17 protein-coding genes, 1 tRNA gene and 1 pseudogene are annotated in these 18,468 nt (G+C 52.7%); 12 read left to right on the top strand and 7 right to left on the bottom strand.

Annotation, left to right across the window (positions count from 1 at the left end; all coding sequences use genetic code 11):
- Window positions 1-209 precede the first annotated feature (209 nt).
- Entirely contained in the window at window positions 210-1,808 is a 1,599-nt protein-coding gene (locus tag RQI55_RS12230) for a hypothetical protein (protein WP_311272651.1), read from the top strand.
- 75 nt (window positions 1,809-1,883) lie between these two features.
- Here the strand turns inward: RQI55_RS12230 and rpsA are convergent, their stop codons facing one another.
- Entirely contained in the window at window positions 1,884-3,584 is a 1,701-nt protein-coding gene (gene rpsA / locus RQI55_RS12225) for a 30S ribosomal protein S1 (RefSeq protein ID WP_042616641.1), read from the bottom strand.
- Between the two features lie 166 nt (window positions 3,585-3,750).
- On the bottom strand, window positions 3,751-4,383 hold the full coding sequence (cmk, locus tag RQI55_RS12220) for a (d)CMP kinase (RefSeq protein ID WP_311272650.1): 633 nt from the start codon (window positions 4,381-4,383) through the stop codon (window positions 3,751-3,753).
- A 231-nt stretch (window positions 4,384-4,614) separates the two neighbouring features.
- On the opposite strand from cmk, the gene RQI55_RS12215 reads away from it, so the two are divergent.
- The gene (locus RQI55_RS12215) at window positions 4,615-5,004 is read left to right on the top strand and encodes a TIGR02300 family protein (protein WP_042616643.1); all 390 of its coding nucleotides are present in this window, start codon (window positions 4,615-4,617) and stop codon (window positions 5,002-5,004) included.
- A 150-nt stretch (window positions 5,005-5,154) separates the two neighbouring features.
- Window positions 5,155-5,230: transfer RNA gene (locus RQI55_RS12210), tRNA-Ala, on the top strand.
- A gap of 448 nt (window positions 5,231-5,678) precedes the next feature.
- Here RQI55_RS12210 and RQI55_RS12205 read toward each other — a convergent pair.
- A complete protein-coding gene (locus RQI55_RS12205; protein ID WP_311272649.1) occupies window positions 5,679-7,301 on the bottom strand; it encodes a hypothetical protein in 1,623 nt (540 codons plus the stop codon).
- Between the two features lie 120 nt (window positions 7,302-7,421).
- On the opposite strand from RQI55_RS12205, the gene RQI55_RS12200 reads away from it, so the two are divergent.
- From RQI55_RS12200 to RQI55_RS12190, 3 genes are all read left to right on the top strand, one after another.
- Window positions 7,422-7,982, top strand: a complete 561-nt coding sequence (locus RQI55_RS12200; protein ID WP_311272648.1) for a TIR domain-containing protein — start codon at window positions 7,422-7,424, stop codon at window positions 7,980-7,982.
- 9 nt (window positions 7,983-7,991) lie between these two features.
- Complete coding sequence (locus tag RQI55_RS12195; RefSeq protein ID WP_311272647.1) at window positions 7,992-8,852, top strand: DUF4231 domain-containing protein; 861 nt, start codon at window positions 7,992-7,994, stop codon at window positions 8,850-8,852.
- Between the two features lie 98 nt (window positions 8,853-8,950).
- Window positions 8,951-9,724, top strand: coding sequence for a hypothetical protein (locus RQI55_RS12190; RefSeq protein ID WP_311272646.1), 774 nt, complete (start codon window positions 8,951-8,953; stop codon window positions 9,722-9,724).
- A 349-nt stretch (window positions 9,725-10,073) separates the two neighbouring features.
- Here RQI55_RS12190 and RQI55_RS12185 read toward each other — a convergent pair whose 3' ends face one another.
- Together RQI55_RS12185 and RQI55_RS12180 are read right to left on the bottom strand one after the other, a co-directional pair.
- Entirely contained in the window at window positions 10,074-11,279 is a 1,206-nt protein-coding gene (locus tag RQI55_RS12185) for an HNH endonuclease (RefSeq protein ID WP_311272645.1), read from the bottom strand.
- A gap of 329 nt (window positions 11,280-11,608) precedes the next feature.
- Window positions 11,609-12,079 carry a hypothetical protein gene (locus RQI55_RS12180; RefSeq protein ID WP_311272644.1) on the bottom strand — a complete coding sequence of 157 codons (471 nt, stop codon included), beginning with the start codon at window positions 12,077-12,079 and terminating at the stop codon, window positions 11,609-11,611.
- 175 nt (window positions 12,080-12,254) lie between these two features.
- Here RQI55_RS12180 and RQI55_RS12175 point away from each other — a divergent pair, with 175 nt between their 5' ends.
- The 6 genes and pseudogenes from RQI55_RS12175 (at window position 12,255) to RQI55_RS12155 (ending at window position 16,038) form a co-directional block, all read left to right on the top strand.
- On the top strand, window positions 12,255-12,809 hold the full coding sequence (locus tag RQI55_RS12175) for a recombinase family protein (RefSeq protein WP_113170916.1): 555 nt from the start codon (window positions 12,255-12,257) through the stop codon (window positions 12,807-12,809).
- A gap of 505 nt (window positions 12,810-13,314) precedes the next feature.
- Complete coding sequence (locus RQI55_RS12170; RefSeq protein ID WP_113170917.1) at window positions 13,315-14,001, top strand: hypothetical protein; 687 nt, start codon at window positions 13,315-13,317, stop codon at window positions 13,999-14,001.
- Window positions 13,998-14,258 (top strand): annotated as a pseudogene (locus tag RQI55_RS24230) (ParB/RepB/Spo0J family partition protein); the annotation flags it as partial. The gene RQI55_RS12170 and the pseudogene RQI55_RS24230, both read left to right, overlap by 4 nt.
- A 204-nt stretch (window positions 14,259-14,462) precedes the next feature.
- Entirely contained in the window at window positions 14,463-14,735 is a 273-nt protein-coding gene (locus tag RQI55_RS12165) for a hypothetical protein (RefSeq protein WP_311272643.1), read from the top strand.
- A gap of 170 nt (window positions 14,736-14,905) precedes the next feature.
- Complete coding sequence (gene rnhA, locus RQI55_RS12160; protein ID WP_113170919.1) at window positions 14,906-15,394, top strand: ribonuclease HI; 489 nt, start codon at window positions 14,906-14,908, stop codon at window positions 15,392-15,394.
- Window positions 15,391-16,038 carry a hypothetical protein gene (locus tag RQI55_RS12155; protein WP_311272642.1) on the top strand — a complete coding sequence of 216 codons (648 nt, stop codon included), beginning with the start codon at window positions 15,391-15,393 and terminating at the stop codon, window positions 16,036-16,038. Before rnhA ends, RQI55_RS12155 begins: the two co-directional genes overlap by 4 nt.
- Before the next feature lie 83 nt (window positions 16,039-16,121).
- Here the strand turns inward: RQI55_RS12155 and RQI55_RS12150 are convergent, their stop codons facing one another.
- Both RQI55_RS12150 and RQI55_RS12145 read right to left on the bottom strand, forming a co-directional pair.
- The gene (locus tag RQI55_RS12150; protein WP_113170921.1) at window positions 16,122-16,769 is read right to left on the bottom strand and encodes an HNH endonuclease; all 648 of its coding nucleotides are present in this window, start codon (window positions 16,767-16,769) and stop codon (window positions 16,122-16,124) included.
- Between the two features lie 213 nt (window positions 16,770-16,982).
- The gene (locus tag RQI55_RS12145) at window positions 16,983-18,386 is read right to left on the bottom strand and encodes a tyrosine-type recombinase/integrase (protein ID WP_311272641.1); all 1,404 of its coding nucleotides are present in this window, start codon (window positions 18,384-18,386) and stop codon (window positions 16,983-16,985) included.
- Window positions 18,387-18,468: the final 82 nt, after the last annotated feature.

Below are 18,468 nucleotides of genomic sequence, written 5' to 3'. Positions count from 1 at the left end.
ATCTTTCAGGATCATGCTTCACTCAGATGATTCGCGTAATTTTGCTCCATTCGACCGTACAGATGCATACCGGATCTCGGCAATGCGCCGCATGAGCGGACGATAATAACATCTGCGTCGCCGCCAAAGCCCTGTTGAAACCGGGCCTGTTCAAGCTGACATGTTCTGGCAGCCATAGCTGACACCTGTCACCAAGAAGGGAGCGTATCATGCTACCGCCGGTCAGCCCCGTGTCTGCCACCGATGTTTCGTTCTCCATGGCGAAGCCACCGCAGGATACAGCCTCGACACTGCCAGCGCCGCTTCCCTTGGCTCAAGGCACGACATCAGAGAGCGCCAAACTCGCCTCTGGCACCGGTATTCGTGCCGTGTCAGGCGAGTTACAATTATCGAGCAATGTCAGCGTGCTTGCCGAGACACTTGGCAAATTGCTCAACATCCAGCGTATGGATGGTGAGGGCGCCGAGGCATATGTCAATCGGCTGGTTGAGATCATCAAGACGCTCCCCATGGATCAGAAAGGCGCGTTGGAAAAAGCCCTCGGCAGCGTGTTACGTGGCATCACCCTTGATATGTTATCCACTGCTTTGAAAAGCTCTGCAGGGCCGGAAGCGGCACGACTGGCCGTCATGTTCGAGCTTTCGCGCTCCAGCGGCACCAGCCGAACGGCAAAACCTTCCATCCCGGCCTACCTTCAGGATATCCTACCGGACAGCCCGGTTATTCCGCAAATAAGAACACTGGCCAGCTCACCTGCCACCGTTGCAAACAAGATGCCAGCTCCACAGGTCGCCCTTGCCACCTATCTGCTTGGAGAGATTGGTCCAGACCCATCCGTGACGCCGTCGTCCACAACGGCGCAGCCGGGCAAATCTGGCGCCATAGTCGCACCCTCAAAGGTGCCGACAGCGCCAACCGGCACGCTGCCGACCCCAATCACCCCAATCAACGCTGCCGCTGTTAAAGGGCAACGCCCTCTCGACGGGCCATCGACACCACCTGCACAGCAACCGAACGTTATACCTGCTCCAATTGGGCTTACCGAGCCTGCTCTGGCGACGCGGCCACAGATGACGGAGCAGCAGCGGACAGCTTTGATCGCGCAGCAAGCGCCTTTGACTGTAGAAGTGACGGCAGAAAACGAGCGCCCAACGCCGATACCGGTCGCCAATATTGCCGAACGCCAACCCAATTTGCCCACAGGCGGCGCTTTTTCCAAGGCCACACCCAAGGAGATGGAAAAGCTCCTTCTCGCTGTCGTCCTCGGAAAGCTGCCCGAGCAGGCCGAAACCATAACACCGCAGATCGTCGCCAGCCTGCTAACCGAGCAAGACCCGCAGCACATCTCAAAATCATTGCTGGCGGCTAAGTCCGACCTTCATACTGGGAGCGTGGACCAGACAGCCGAAGACACCGTCCTGGCAGCCCAACGGCAGGAGACGCTCGCAGCACAGCGAAATGCGGTTGCCGAGGATATCAAGGCGGCACTGCTAGAACAGCCGACGCTTCATTCCGCTCTTGCCGCCATCGTCGGGAAAGAAGCCATCCCTCTGCCTTATGTTCCCTATCCAGCCGCCAAGGACGAAGAGGAATCGGATGCGCCGCCGCGCGGCAGCATGCATTCGTCTCAGGGCGATTCGGAAGACGCGAACGACGGCAGCGAGAAGGACGAAAACGACCCTCCTCAGGAGGAGCGGATTGCCGCCAATGACGTGTTGACTGACCAATCGCTTTCGCAGGGTGAGAACAAAGACGGTGCAACTGATAACGCAGAATCCTATTATCTTCGGATGAGCGGCTATTCCTGAAACCCACATAGTTCAGCCCAATAAAAAACCCGCCGGATCGCTCCGGCGGGTTTCTCATTTCAGGCTATTGAACGATTACTCGGTACGGTTCTTGAGAGCCGCGCCAAGGATGTCGCCGAGCGAAGCGCCGCTGTCGGACGAACCGAACTGTGCAACTGCTTCCTTCTCTTCTGCGATTTCCAGAGCCTTGATCGAAAGCATAACCTTGCGATCCTTCTTGGAGAAGTTGACAACGCGTGCGTCGAGAACCTGGCCAACCGAGAAACGCTCTGGGCGCTGATCGTCACGATCACGTGCGAGATCGTTACGACGGATGAAGGATGTGAGGTCTTCGTGTGCAACGAGCTTCACTTCGATGCCGCCTTCGTTCACGCCGATAACTTCAGCGGAAACAACAGCGTTCTTGCGAAGTTCGCCAGTCGTAGCAGCGTCACCGACTGCATCCTTGCCAAGCTGTTTGATGCCGAGCGAGATGCGTTCCTTCTCGACGTCTACGTCAAGAACAACAGCCTTTACGGTGTCACCCTTGTTGTATTCCTCGATGACCTGTTCGCCTGGACGGTTCCAGTCGAGGTCGGACAAGTGAACCATGCCGTCAACGTCGCCTTCGAGACCAATGAACAGGCCGAATTCGGTCTTGTTCTTGACTTCGCCTTCAACTTCAGTGCCGGCCGGATGGCTGAAGGCAAATGCCTGCCATGGGTTTTCCAGCGTCTGCTTGAGGCCAAGCGAAATACGACGCTTGGAGGGATCGACTTCGAGAACAACAACGTCGACGTCCTGCGTTGTGGACAGGATCTTGCCGGGATGTACGTTCTTCTTCGTCCAGGACATTTCGGAGATGTGGATGAGGCCTTCGATGCCTGGCTCCAGCTCAACGAATGCACCGTAGTCGGTGATGTTGGTGACGGTACCGGAGATCTTCTTACCAACTGGGTACTTGGCAGAGATGCCATCCCAAGGATCAGACTCGAGCTGCTTCATGCCGAGCGAGATACGGTGGGTTTCCTGGTTGATGCGGATGATCTGAACCTTGACCGACTGGCCAATGTTGAGGATCTCAGAAGGATGGTTCACGCGGCGCCATGCCATGTCGGTCACGTGCAGCAGGCCATCGATGCCGCCGAGGTCAACGAACGCACCGTAATCGGTGATGTTCTTGACGACGCCGTCAACAACCTGGCCTTCTTCGAGGTTCTGAACGATTTCAGAACGCTGCTCGGCGCGGGACTCTTCGAGAACCGTACGGCGCGAAACAACGATGTTACCGCGACGCTTGTCCATCTTGAGGATTTCAAACGGCTGCGGGTTGTGCATCAGCGGAGTTACGTCGCGGATTGGACGAATGTCCACCTGCGAACGTGGAAGGAACGCAACAGCGCCATCCAGATCGACGGTGAAGCCACCCTTGACCTGGTTGAAGATAACGCCTTCGACGCGTTCACCAGCTTCGAACTTGGCTTCGAGCTTGACCCAGCTCTCTTCGCGGCGAGCCTTCTCGCGCGACAGAACGGCTTCGCCCAGAGCGTTTTCAATGCGCTCAACGTAAACTTCGACTTCGTCGCCGACCTTCAGGCCGCCGTCTTTCGAACGTGCGCCGAATTCCTTGAGCGCGATGCGGCCTTCAACCTTGAGGCCGACGTCGACGATCGCAACGTCCTTTTCAATCGCCGTGACGATACCTTTGGCTACATAGCCTTCAGCAAGGTCATTCGACGCAAAGGACTCTTCCAGCAGGGCTGCGAAATCGTCGCGCGTGGGGGTAGCTACTGACATTAAATCTCCTGAGAGCATCCACTATGGGACACAAAGCACCGGGGGTTCGCGTTGATCATTCCTAAAAACAATGCCCGCCTCTTTCTTCGAGGTTTTCCGGTGCAGGACATGCTTTCAGGATATTCCAGTCTAAACGAGGGCCGGACTCGCCGGTTCCACGCACATATTATCTCTTCAAGGCAGCATCGACAATCGACTTGGCTGCTTGAAACGCCGCCTCTATACCCATTTTAGACGTATCAAGCAAGTGCGCGTCTTCAGCTGGTTTCAAAGGGCTGTCGCTGCGCCCCATATCGCGCTCGTCGCGTTTCTTCACATCCGCAAAAATCGCCTCGTAATCGGCAACGCCGCCCCCGGCAATGATTTCGTCAAACCGGCGACGCGCACGCACATCGGGGGCTGCAGTCACGTAGAGTTTCACCGGCGCATCAGGGCAGACAACGGTTCCAATGTCGCGCCCGTCGAGGACAGTGCCGGGCTGCCGCATTGAGAATGCGCGTTGCGCCTCCACCAATGCGCGGCGCACCGAAGGCATGACGGCGATCCGTGATGCCGCTTCGCCAACCTCGTGCCGGGCAAGCACAGTCCGGTCCATGGCAGCAAAATCCAGACCAAGCGCCACTTTCTCTGCAACAGCTTCGTCGTCCAGCGGCAAGCCGGCATCCAGCAGCGCCTTTGCGGTCGCACGATACGTCAGGCCTGTATCCAGGTGATGAAATCCATAGGCGTTGGCAATGTGTCGTGACAGCGTACCCTTGCCTGCGGCGGCCGGTCCATCAATGGCAATTACAAATGTCATAATTCTCCCGTCCTGCTGCCCAACGGCAAAACATTGCCGCCTGCGGTTTATTACAGAGGCCGAACCGGATCATCAAGCGATGGAGCTGTGTCATGCAGTATACGTGGCTTATAAAGTTTATCTTTGACAGGAAACGCATCAGCGATTAATGGGACCGGCTAGAATTTTACCGTCTACTGCCGGAAATACGGCGTAAACACCGAACTCATCTCACAATTTGAGGCTTAGACATTGGCAAAAGTGGACCTTGGAACCAAGCGTACAGATCCTGATACAGGCAAGAAGTTTTACGACCTGAACCGTGATCCGATCGTGTCTCCTTATTCCGGCAAATCCTGGCCGCTTTCCTTCTTCGAGGAAACGACTGCAGCCAAGAAGATGGAACAGCAGGCTGAAGAGGAAGAGGTAGCCGAAGTCGATACCGAAAACACGGAAGTCGAACTCGTGCCTCTGGAAGATGCGGATGCTGACGCCGCTGGCGACGACATTCCCGATATCGAAGGCGACGATGACGTCGAGCTGGATGATGACGACGACACGTTCCTGGAAGCGGACGAAGACGAAGACGATGACGACGTCTCCGGCATCATCGGCGTAAACGGTGACGACGACGAGACCTGATTTCCACAGGAATTATCGCCCGGCGTCAAAAAAATGTCGTCGGGCGAATTTTTCGGCTTGCCATTGTGCAGAAGCACAAGTATCAAGCCGCCACCGACGCAAACAAATGCTTCGGTTCCCGGAACCGGATAAACATACCGGAACCCTTATGGGGCTATAGCTCAGCTGGGAGAGCGCTTGCATGGCATGCAAGAGGTCAGCGGTTCGATCCCGCTTAGCTCCACCAAATTCCCCAACGTTAGATATTTAATAATAATATCAAGCGACTAGATGAAGCTTTACCTTCACGCTCCGACCAATTCCGACCGACATTTCCGACCAAGTTTTAGAAAAGGCGGTCTTTGGGTAAACTTCAGCACTGAAGACGTGAGAATCGACAACGCACGAATTCACGGTGGAGGCATCTAGCAGTCGAAAAAGCTGACGCGGATTACACGCGTTAGCAATAGGTGGGAGCCAACCGCGCGGTCATGGCGTTTCTTAATTAGAGACGGGCAACGAATCAAATCTAGCTGCAACTTTTCAGAGGAAGGAAGTTTGACTGCGAAGCGACCATCAATGCCGTAATCAGAGAGCCAAGTTTGCAATCTTTGACTACATCCATTGAAACTATCGACTGAATTGCAACGGTTATTCGTTTGTGTCCTGATCGTGTGATTGCATGTCAATGGTACTCACGTCGCAATTTCAGAAATGCGGACGCCGTAAAGTTTCTCAAAATTGACCTCTGCCCAGCTTTGCCACTCCGATGACTGGTGTTTTTCTGAAAGCCACCTGAAATCGAATTTGAATGGACCATCTTCGAGTATCCATTGACGGGTGAGATCAAATAGTACGCAGTTACCAAAGAACACATTCAGGGTGCTCAGAAGTGCCTCGTTGCTTCTCCCTGGAAACTCTCTGATGAAGATGCCCCCGTCGTTAGCTTTATCCGAAAACAGCGAAAGGTGCTTTAGCCAAAGTTGCGTTGTTTCGCTGCTGGGATTGGCCTTCCAATATCCTGGCCAACAGAAGAACTCGGGATGCGCAGATTTGTCAGCAGTGAATTCGATGAAATGAGAGAGGAGAACGCGAAGCACCAGGTTGGTGGGAGCGAATTCAAACGTCTCACGCTCCCTCAGCAGTTGCTGAACCTGTGGTGACAAGCTCTTCCATCTAGCTATTTCTTGCCAGCCTTCTGATAGATGTCGTAAGCCACACATCTCCGAGAGGCGCTGTGAAACATCCAGATACTCCGTTTTCGAATACTGCTGTATCGCATGTGCGAAGGAATGCGGTTCGCTTGCGATCGCATGACATATGACTTCGAACCGAATGTTGGGATCGGCGGACAAAACAAAATTTCCGTAGTCTACGATATCACAAGGGAACCCCTCAACGGGATTCATCGCCAGGTCGATTACTAGCAAGAAGAGCCCAATGCGCGAATCAACTGCGCTTGTTGGTATTTCAATTCCTGTCATTTCGAAGAATTTAAGGAAAGCAGCCTCGTATACGCCATACAAAATACCGGCTTTGCGAAAATCGTCCAATGTCATAGACGGGCTTACATGAGTGAGAAATTGCATTTGGCTGAAAGACGCCTGAGCCTCCCACAATTCTGCTAAGGATGTATGGCGGCGCACAATAGGCGATCCATAATAATAGCCGGTTCGGTTCGCTTCGGCCAGTTCACGAAAATTGAGTACCCACGTGTTTTGGTCCGGAAGGAAGCTCGACGACGGATCAATTATGGGCTGAATATTTGAGATAAGGCCATGGTAGGCCATTTGGAAGCAGTGACCTTGAGATTCGAAATAGGGGTCGTCAAAAAGATTAGTGGATAGCTCAGGCCTCAAGAGCCATATCTTGAAGAACTGTATGTCCATAAAATTGTTAGTAATTGTGTTCGCTAACGCCTGAGCGCTGTCCAAGTGTGTATTGCCGCCGAGCTCGCCCTTGTAGGACCAAGCTTTTATCGATTTGGAAGGGCGACTAACCTTGCACCACTCAGCGATATCATTGAAATTCATGTGAGTTTGATTAGGAAAGCAGGTACTCAACAGGAGGCCAGTTGTGCTTCCGACATGTTGCCACCAATGGATGGTTTCGTGTAGATACGTTGAGTATGCTTGCAGTGTCTCGATCGACACCTCTGAAAGAGCGTGCCCGCCCGTGCCGATTTGATCGATCAATTCGTGATTGCGGGGACTAAGTCTGAGAACAAATTGCTCTGTGTTATACAATCCGTGCGCGTTTAGAACTGCATTGAATTCGTTCATTCCGCTAGTGGAAAGTAAATTTAAATCCAGTTTCATATCGCCCAAGCCATTTAGATATTGCAAAAAAATATAACCATCTAGCCCGTCAAAATCGTAAAGACAGTCACAGGAAAGGTAGTCGAAGATTTAAGATCCAAGCGCTTACTAAATTGCCCGATGGCAAGTTTGGGCTGTAGTACTCTCAAGTTGTATAATTCGATATTTCCATGTAGTCAGAGACGTGTTTGGACTGGGAGAATCGGCGTGGGGCTTCCTCGGACTTTCGTAGGTTTCAGCAGTACAGATATTCATTACTACAGGCTAATGCTTGCTTGGAAAGAGCACGAGCATATCGAATTCAATTTCACCAACTGTCAATTGTCGACGGAGATAAACTCAGAAAACGAAGCGTACATAAAGCGAAAATGTCGCGAGCGAATCGACATGGCCGGAACCTTTGCAGTACTAATTGGCAAAGACACGCGAATTAAGCACAAGTACGTGCGTTGGGAGATTGAGGTAGCTATCGAGAAGGGGTGCCGAATTATCGGTATTAATATCGATGGAGCGAGAGCAATAATGGATTCGACGTGCCCGCCAATCATACGCAACATTGGTGCAGTATTCGTGCCATTCTCTCCGAAAATAGTCGCCCACGCGCTAGCTAACTGGCAACGTGCCACAAAGGACGACTGGCACTATAATTCATCAGTATATCAGAGCCTTGGCTATAAGTGAGAATTGCTAATGCGTGAAGCGGATTTTCCGGCGCTCTACAAGACTGCAGACGAGTTGTCCGCCACATCACAAAAGCACTTCTTTCGGGCGCTGCGTTTACATCTCGTGGTTCTTGTTCTTGCTGCCGTCGCGTCGCTGATAACTATATCTCACTGGTCAGTTGCTGCTCTCCAACTGCTGGCACTATTGTTGGCCTTGGGCTGCTCAATTTACCTCTTCAGCGTGAGGCCCGATCGTTTATGGTACGCAGGTAGGGCTGCAGCGGAGTCTATAAAGACGATCACATGGCGCTATATTTGCCGGGCCGAGCCCTTTCAAAATGAGGTGTCGGCGGCTAGCGATTTCAGAAATACTCTCAAGGCTATAATCGATCAAAATCGCGAAGTATTTCAGGCGCTCACTGACGAAAATACCGGAGCGCAAATTACGGAGGCAATGATCGAAGGCCGGAGCAAGCCTCTTGAGGCGCGACGGGCGATTTATGCCGAGAAGCGGATCTCAGATCAACTAAGATGGTACGCAAAGAAGGCCTCCTTCAACCGCCGAATGTCTAGCGGCTTTTTTTGGTTCCTAATTGCGATAAACGGGGCGGCGGTGATCGCTGCGGTATTGAGAATGGCCAATTTAGGCGGACCATTTTGGCCAACTGACGTTCTGGTGGCTGCTGCAGCTAGCGTCCTTAGTTGGATGCAAGCAAAGCGGTTTTCGGAACTTGCGGCATCGTATTCATTGGCATCGCACGAAATTAGCCTGATAAGGGAAAAATCACTTTTACCTGATACCGAAGACGCGTTCTCTGTTTTTGTCGGAGACGCAGAGAATGCGTTTTCCCGTGAACACACTCAGTGGGTCGCCCGGAAGGACGTATAACGTCAGATCGCACAATAGGTTACTAAGGACTAATGTTTAATCTCATAGTTAGAAGCATGGATTGGCACTCTGGCGTCGGAACGATGCCCTTAGAAAGGATGTTCGAATACACAGACAAAACTCTTGAGCAAGCACATAGGCAGGATGGAGATCCGCTTCTTGCTAAGCTAGAGAATTTTCCTTGCCTGTTTATGCACGAAGGAACCGATGATCAGCTAGCGTACGTTGGCCGGATATATCGAGCCCGTATAAACAATCATGAGGTCTCGTTTCAGTTCACATTGGACGCTGACGTCCCCGCGCTACCAAATAGTGCAATTTTCGCACAGCGCACGCTTTTGGACATTACAAATGACTTCGAGTTTCATCGCAATCATTGGGCACTGAAGGAAGTTGATCTATATCGCTTTTTGCTCCGATCGGTGAGGCCGCGTCGCCAGCGTCCGAACGTTTTTGAGATTCCCGAGCACGAGAACATTGAAGAGATTCTCGTATCTGTAATGATGCCGTTCAGTCCAGCTTTCAATTCCGTCTACGAGAGCATACAGGCCGCCGCTGCCGGTGTTGGGTTACGCTGCAGACGGGCGGATGATATCTGGGAAAATCCTGCTGTCATTCAAGATGTTGTGTCGCTTATCGATCGCTCTCGCATAGTTGTCTGTGATTGCACAGCGCGAAATCCTAATGTCTTTTATGAAGCAGGTATCGCTCACACGTTGGGTCGGGAAGTCATACTAATAACCCAAAGTGAACAAGACATCCCCTTTGATCTCCGCCACCTGAGATATGTTCGATATTTGGATAATGGGGAAGGTCGAACAGCGTTAACTGCAGCGCTACAAATGCGGATGAAGAACATTGTTGGGACCTAAATATCAAACTGTAATGTAATCTAAGTGTCGTCATACTGGCTGCCTCAAGTCCAGGCTGTTTAAAACGTGCCGCAAGCTGCGCACGCCAAATGCTCCTAATGTTTAGGCTGCGAGGGTCCAAAATGCATTAGTGGCAAGACGACGCTGCAAAGCGACCTCAATGGCTTGATCTACAAAGCCTTTAGCAAGAGTGTGGAAGAGTGAGGATATTCCATTCAGAAAGAATTGCGAGCACTGGCCTACAAGCTTGGCTAAGGCCTAGTAAGCTAGTACAGCGTTCGTAATCTTGCGACCTCTTCCTTAGATCCGAAAGTACGCCGCGCACTCCCGCCCCGGCGTTTTCTTGAAGCTAGCCAATAAAGACAGTTGTTCGATGGTGCTTCAGATAATTTATATTTCCGTCAGTGAGCTCAGTTAATCGAATACCTAGATGTAAACCAAAGGCCTTTTGCGCTCCGGCGCTAATCCGTGTCGAAATCAGAATTACGCCTTCCTCATCGAAGGAGATTAGTCCAATATCGAAGAGGCTATCGAGATGGACCACCAAAAGGAGACCATTGTCTGGGTCGAGTCGCTCGGCTCCGCTTGATTTGCTCCAAGGCTTGATATGGGAAGCGCGCAAAACCTCCGGCATTTCGATAGAGGTCAATGCGCATCTACCCTTATACCGTTCCAGAAGCGCTCTTCGAAATTTTTGCTGCCCTAAGCGCGCCGCTCGTGTGACCTCGGTTTCCGTGACAGGATCAACTTCAGCCCCACCCGGTTCCGAAATTTGCACGGCGGGAGGCTGCGCGCTTGTCAGAACACCGAGGAAGTCGGAAAGAGCAGTCGTTCCGTCAAAGCCGAAATCTAAGCCGTAAGGTATTTCCTCTCTTCCGCCATTGAGCCGTTGAGGGAAGCTCCTCATGGTCGAGTTGTGGTAATAGAAGCGGTCGTCTGGCCGAAGCCCACCTGCAGACCTCAGGTCCGTCATCCGCTCTTCCCACTCCGGCCCAATAACAAGGGGAAAGGACCTGGTGAGGCGCTTTGCGTAAATAGTTAAGTTTCCCCGTGTGGCGCGCTGGGTGTGAACACCTGGAGGGTCGAGCGTAAAGCCAGCTCTTCCCAAAGCGGCGGGTAGCTCGGGGTTCGCGTTTCTGTCAGGGAATGACCAATGAATTGTTACGGGTTGCGTATCCAGCACTTGTATTGCTTGGCCCTGCCCAGCGTAAACGAAAGGAGCTCTGTCCTCATATCGGTAGAAGATGTGGACCGAGTATCGTCCTGCCTCCAGTCTTTCAATTTGCGGTTGGTTAACATTTGTTCCGCTCTTGGCGCGCCAAACCAGCGTCTCGCCGTCCCAATAATTGTCGTAGTCATGTCCAGTTCGTCCCGCTACCCCGATGTTGCAGAAGATGAAGAACTCGTTTTGATATTGGGTATAGCCTGTATCCCAATCGCCACCACGAAGGTTGTCTGGTACCTGCAGCGCTTCCTGCAATGTGGTCCGCGTGAATATCTGTCCCGGCTGTCCTTGAAATGGCATATTTTTTCCCAGAGTATCGATGAGTCCCAATCCTAAGTTGTCTTGATTTCAGAAATCTCTGAAAAAAATGACAACAAAATCACGCAATGCGCGCGGAGCAGCCTCCCTCTATGGTCGATGCGCAGGGTGAACTTTGGGTGTGTCTCCAAGAAACCCGCCTTCGCTATGCCTGAAAGACTAACGGTCCAGCTAAATAAAACCGCTAAAAAGCGACCGACTCAAAACGAACAAAAGACGTCAGTGTCACGCGGACATAGAAAGCGCGATGATAAAATGTTTGGTAGAAAAATGTGAGCACCTGATCTGACAAGTGGCTCGCGGGGAACTCCCCCGGTACCCCTTGCCGTTCACCTGACCGCCTACCCATCTTTCTCCGCGTCGATCACGCTATAGGATGCACCCGTCCCCGTTGTGGAGTTCTTCTGCGCCAGCTCGTCAAACAGGTACTTTGCGAACATCGCCCCGCCCCCTAGAACTATCCACAGGGGAACGCCTATCGCTGTTCCCAATGCCGCAATCCCGGCATTCGCCCCACCGAACAATGCAACGCCGGTGGCTGCCGCTCCCATTCCAATACGCTGTGCCGCAGATCGGTTGTCCCAGCCGTGTAGCTTGGACTGCCTCGCAACGATCTTCAGCACCGGCAGTACGACTTTGCTGGAAGCCGTCAGGCCAACTGCTTGCTTCGCCTTCGCGTACGAAGACAGATCGCTTTCTCGGATACGGAGAAGCTCCTGCACCCAAAGCCTGAGAGCATCTGCTTCGCTATCGCTGGCGCTGCGGGAGATGGTGATGGCAAGTTGCCGCTGCCTCGTGTCATCATCGCTCATGCCGCCGTCTCCTCTACCCAAAAGCTGATTTCACGATAGCGGCGATGTCGGTGGATTGAAAGGGAGGCCGCTGCCAACTGTCCACTAAGTTTACATTTTGGACACTCCCCACTTGACTGTCCATTTTGCGTCCACTAACTATATGTCCACATTTCTCTTAGAGTGAGGACACATCATGATTGTTGGCTACGCAAGAGTTAGCTCTACCGGCCAAGACCACAAGACCCAGGTTGATCGATTGAAGGAATCTGGCTGCGAGAAGGTATTCAGCGAGAAGTTGAGCGGCCTTGATCGCGACAGGCCTGAACTTCAGAAGGCGCTAGAGTTCGTCAGAGAAGGTGATGTGCTGATCATCACTAAGCTGGACAGGTTGGCACGTAGCGCCTCTCACCTGCATCAGATAATCGATGGTCTGACAGCTAAGGGCGTCGGCTTCAAGGTGCTGGATGACAGCGGCATAGATACCACGACCCGCTCGGGCAAATTACTCTTCGGGATCCTTGCCTCGTTTGCCGAGTTCGAAACCGCTTTGCGACGTGAACGTCAACTGGATGGGATTGCGAAGGCGAAAGCCGAGGGAAAGACTGGAGGTCGGCCAGCGCTCATTACCCCTGAGATAAAAGGCCAGATCGTGAATCTGAAGAAAGAGGGTGCCAGCGTTCGACAGATTGCGGCTCAGGTCGGGTTCAGTAAATCAGCTATTCAGAAGGTGATCGAGGAGACACGGTAAGGAGAGGCAAACCCGCTCGAGCCCATTCAAGAGCGCGTCCGTGTCCCTCGGGATAGGGTCAATTTACCTCGCCCGGCCGCATCACGGGGCCAGTTTCGAAAAAAAGTTTGTCTCAAGATGTGGCATTTTTTGTCACAACGGTGATCGCAACGCCCTGGTAGGACTGCATCGCCGGGAGACTATACATCTAGCGTGTCTACCAAATAACTGATTTCATTGATTTTTATCACTTCTCGTCATTGACTGAAGCGCCTTATGACGCCATCTTACAACCACCGCAGAGAACACAGATCAATCACCCGGAAGGCAAGCGCCTCCGGGAACAGAGAAGTGCGCACTGACGGTCAGGCCGGTGACCAACCGGGGCAACAGCAGCAGCGGGGACCACCCCAGGCAAGATGACTAACTCCGTGAAAGTCCGGGGTCGGGTGGGTCGAGTAGCCCCGAACCAAGCCCCGGTATCATTGGCCTGAAGTTCAAAACAATTTAGATAACAGGAGCATCCATGTGCCGTGTTGACGGCTGTTTAAAAACTGCAACGAAGTTTAGTCAACTGTGCGAACGGCACCGCAATGTCGCTCGCGTTCACGGTGACCCTCTTCAGAGAGGCATCACCAAGGCAGACCTCAAGCCATACCTCAAGGTCATACGCGACTACCTCCACAAGCGATCTGGCCCTCGCACAGAAGCAATCATTGCCAAAGACTGGGCGCGCGTACTGTCGAGCAGCAGGGCGTACTTAGAGAGGGCTAAACGGGGAGAGCCCCACAATCTCCATTTGCGCAACGCGGCGCTAGTCGTTGTTGATGTGGATGGAGAGCAACAGCCCACAGAGATTGCCGTGACGCTAATGGCGCTTGGCTATTTCTACAACGACCAGCCCCGCCGTTGGGCATCTGATCAGGGCTTCCAATTCCAAGCCGTTCGGATGTTCCGTAAGCTCGCCAAACATCAGGCTGACTATTCATGGACGAGAACGGGCCAGATGATCCGCAGTTCGGCAAAGCGCTGCCCCCAAGGAACCACAAGAGCCTTGTGGCAGTACATCGCCGATACCGGCTTTCATGGCTACGGGATCCACATTCAAAGACAACTGGAGAAAGAAAGACGAATGAGACAGAAAGACCATATAGCAGATTTGCGCGAGATCCTTGGAACTCAAGCGGTCACCACTTGCGAAACTGCTGAATGAAAACCGGCATTATCCGCCTAGATGCCCTCGTGATGGACCCGGCTCTTCAAATCCGGAGCACGACCGCACCGTCGACGGTGGCGGAGTATCGCGACGCTATGAGGACGGGTGTAGAGTTCCCTCCAATCACCGTTGCTGCCATCGACCCTACGGATCAGCTCAAAGGGTTTAGGCTTATTGACGGATGGCACCGTGTCCTAGCCGCACAAAGGCTCGGTATAGAACGGTTTAGCGCCACTATTGTCGACGAGAGTGACCCTAAGCGAATGCGGTGGTTAGCAGCTACGGCTAATCGCAGCCATGGTCTTCGGCTCAACCGAAAGGATCGTAGGTCCGTCTTCAGGGCGTACGTTCAGGCAGGAGAACATCGACATAAAGATCGAGGACAACGGGTCAAGCCAGCTCGCGAGATGGCGCGGGATCTTCAGGGAATTGTCAGTGACCGTCGGATCCCCGATTGGATGAGGCAGGATTTCCCCAAAGTCTACGAAGCTATGCAGAGGGGTGGACTAGAGGAAAATCCAGGTGCGGATTTCGGCAAGAGCCATCCCGATGAGCGCCATATAGAATTGGCCAACTACTCTCTCGCGCAATTTACTGCAGCATTCCGAGCAATTCGCTCAGACATCCATAGGGCTGCATTGCTCAACAGCATCACGCACGCCGCTCGCGATGTTTCCTTGATCACAATCGGCAAAGACACAGCCCCTACGATTGAGCCTGACGATTTCTGAAAAATCTCAGCAGCATCATACGCTTAGAGGAAAACCGCGAAATTTCGCGTCACCGGGGGCGCAACTGCGCCTCCAACATACTGCTTCTATTGGGTAATCGCGGATATGCCCAGGTTTTAAGCCAACCGCTGACACCCCTCGCTTCCAACGCTCATATACAAGGAACACCTGTGCCAAAATCACTTGCGAACAAACATGACATTTTCATCCTCGTACACACCGACGGTGCTTGTTCAGGAAACCCGGGCCCAGGCGGGTGGGCAGCGGTGTTGAGAAGATACGAGAAAGGCGTCGAACGAAAGGTGAAGCAGATAAGCGGATCGGATCATCAAACCACTAATAACAGGATGGAGATGAACGCCGCGATTGCCGCGCTCGGGGCAATCAAAAATAACGCTCACGGTCGGCTAATCGTCATCCGGAGCGATAGTCAGCTGCTTATTAAGGGAATGACGACTTGGCTGGCGAGCTGGAAACGCAACTCTTGGCGGAAGTCCGACAAAAGACCCGTCGAGAACCAAGATCTTTGGATGCGCTTAGATGAACTCGCGGAAGGGAAGAACCTCCAGTGGGAGTGGATCCGGGGTCACAACGGCGATCCTCACAATGAGGAAGCGGACCGGCTCGCTACTCAGGCAATGCGGGCGGCACTGATTTGAAAGAACAACTAGTCAAAGGGCACGAGATGAAATTGGAAAACGTCAGCTTCAAGATAATCACGTTGTGTTGGAAGAATGCTGATTCCAGGGATGTGATGGAGTTCGAGGTCGCTTGCTGTCCGACTGACAATAATGACGACCCAATCGTATCCTCGAAAATTGCGTCACTTCGGGGCTGGGTTCTGGATCTGGGATATTTCCCGACAAGCAGCGATTATGATGTTCTCGATCTCTTTGATATGCGGAGTGGTCACGCAGAAGAAGCGTTCCACATCCTCACGGGCAAACGCCCCATGATAAAACGCTCCCTACCAGATATTGACTTCAAATCCGCGGGCAGCGTTCTTCATTTGGAGGAACTAGCTGTTGACGAGAACTTTCGTGGGAGGCGACTTGGGCTACGGTTGATAAGGGAGACCAAAAATATGTTCGCGCGGCACGGCACGGTGTGTATTGTGAAAGCGCATCCTAAGGGCGCGGAACCGTCTGGAGATGAATGTCGAAAGCTTGCAGATTACTATTCCTCCGACTCCGCGACCCACTTCCGACCAATTTCCGTTCGAGCTCTCCCAGGGTGGCTAGCCGCGCACTGGGACGAGCCCACCGTTAACGGCAACGATGGTCCGCACTGGGAGTTTCTGTAGACGTCGTCAGCAACCGTTGCGACGAAACGTAAGATTTACTAGCGCAGCCCTGCTAGATCGGGCTTGTTGTCTGCTCGGACCGTCTATCCGAGCCCCTGTCGGATTATTAAATTGTGGTATTCTAAACTCTTGTCAGAAATGGTGTGGCCATCAACGGCTTCAATATCGGCGGAGTTCAGCACAATAGCCCCAAAATCGAGCATCGCGTGATGATTGGGGCATACCACGATGATGTTTGATGGCACGTCTGGTCCTCTATGTGGAGCGCCTAGAGGTATTATGTGATGTGCCTCCGCATAGGCTTGACCATTGTTGAGCTGAATCGAGTCTCCACATATCTGGCACTTAGACCGATGCAGGGCTTTCACCTTCCTAGCCATAACCGTGTCGCGGATTATACGATTGGTCGTGATCATAACCGTCGGAGCTGGCTCGTCAGAAGCAGGTGGAGCGATATCTGACGCAGGAGGCTCAGCAGCGATCAGGGATCGTAGCCCCCAAATCCCCTTGCCGATTCCGTGCACGCTAAAAAATATATTGCGGATTTTGCGCCAGTTGCTGCTGTCGGAAGAGTTATACTCAAGCTCCTTACGTATGACTTCCTCAAGCCGGGCTGGAGTCGTATCACCATCAGCGACGCGTACTGCCCTGACCTCCCGGTATATGTCTCTGAGCGGGGCGGTACCACCGAGATTTTGAAGCGCCTTTTCTACTGACTGCCACCACTGCATACATTCACCTACTGCTTGATCAACACTATTACATGATGGCTTGACACCTTCTGTTAGTGCATACTAACACGTGCCACGTTACCAATTTTACAACGGTGGCGCGCGCCCAAACTATGTCGAGACAGTCATCAAATCGGTGTTTCAGCATGGACGCTCGTCTCTGAGCTCTTTAGCCAACTCTGCGACCAGATTACTTTGTTACGGCTGTATGCTTTAACGATGAGGCAGACTTATCGCGTTAACACAAGCTTCCAGCTGCTGCCAAGCAGGTCCGCCAGAGTACACGCCGAGCGTCACCGACCTGCGACCCTCCTCGTGTCCCACGACAGACGATATGGTGCTTTCAGGGATACCCGCTCGTTCTGCCTCGGTGACGAACCAACGACGAAAAGAATGGAAATTGACCAAGCTGCGGCGCTGCCCAGGTCGCTTATCATCTACTCCAAGCTTCTCCCGATAATTGGCAAACCGTTTTCCAAAAACATCACCTGCGTTTCGTTCATCAGCGAGTTCGTGAAAAAGCCAATCTTGAGGTTTTTTTCCCTTCTTCCTGCGCTTCACAATCTCAACGACATCCGGGTGCATCGGCACACGTCTTGCGGCTGCAGCAGTTTTGCCCTGTCTAATATCAAAGAAGCCCATGCCCGCTTCATCAATCGGGCATTCCTCGACCCAGAGAGTGACAAGTTCTGCTAAGCGGAGGCCTGAAAGAGCCGCGATGCGGATAGCGTCATGTATTTGCGCTTCAAACGCCTCGCGCATACCCCGAGGGTATGCTGAATACAGCAGTGTTTGGATTTCCTCCTCTGTAAACGGACGCTCCTCTGCCTTGCCCCCACGCTCGACTCTTCGGCCCCTATCAGGCATTCGCTGGCCTTCCCACGGATTGGCTCCACCCACGTGCCCCCGCGCGATAAGGTAGTCCCAATACAGCTTGACGCTTCCGTGGTGTTTACGAGCAGTGCGTTCATTAAGTGGTGCGATCGCCTCGGAGAAATACCGGCCAGCCTTTGCGCGATCTACGTCAGTGAGCGAGAAGCCCTTGAGCTTTGCCCAGTTGCTAAACCGTCTTATGAGACTACGTCGCTCGTCTGTTGTCTTTGGCGCGAGTCTAGCCTCTTTGAGGAAATCCTCGACGTAATGGTCAACATCAACTCTACCGTGGACAATGTCCATAAAGCGGCTTTTTGCCTTCGAGCCATGCCGCCGCCCGATATCCTCAGCGTGGTCTTCTGTGAAGTCGTCAGCCGTCAGCAACTCTTCCTCGGACACGTGCGCAACATGTCGATTGGAAATAGCCGCTGTCCACGTCAATGGGTCCGCTCGGCTGACCTCCAGTTCCTTCACCCAGGCATTAGCAAGGTCCGAGATAGCGTCCTCAGAACCTTTGAAGGGGCGACCCTCCCGCGCAGCACGAAATAGCTTACTGGTCTCTGCTACTATCTCATCCCGCCGCGCCATAGCAGCATTGACGTCACCTGTTTCAAGGTTGACCAGATAAGCGGTTCTTCCTCCAAAGTGCGAGCGGATCGCTTCGGGGATATCCCTAGTAAACCAATATTTCCGTCCTTTGAGGACTAGATGCCTCTTTGCACGGCTCCTGCGTTTTGTTGTCATTCCGACCAATATTTCCGACCAATTTTTCTGATAAAATATCATTGTATATCAGTCGTTTCAATACCTTATTCAGCATTAGTGG

It is taken from the genome of Rhizobium sp. WCS2018Hpa-16, assembly GCF_031843705.1.
Lineage (GTDB): Bacteria > Pseudomonadota > Alphaproteobacteria > Rhizobiales > Rhizobiaceae > Agrobacterium > Agrobacterium tumefaciens_C.
The sequence above is the reverse complement of the archived record's forward strand: the minus strand, read 5'-3'. Positions and strand labels throughout refer to the sequence as shown.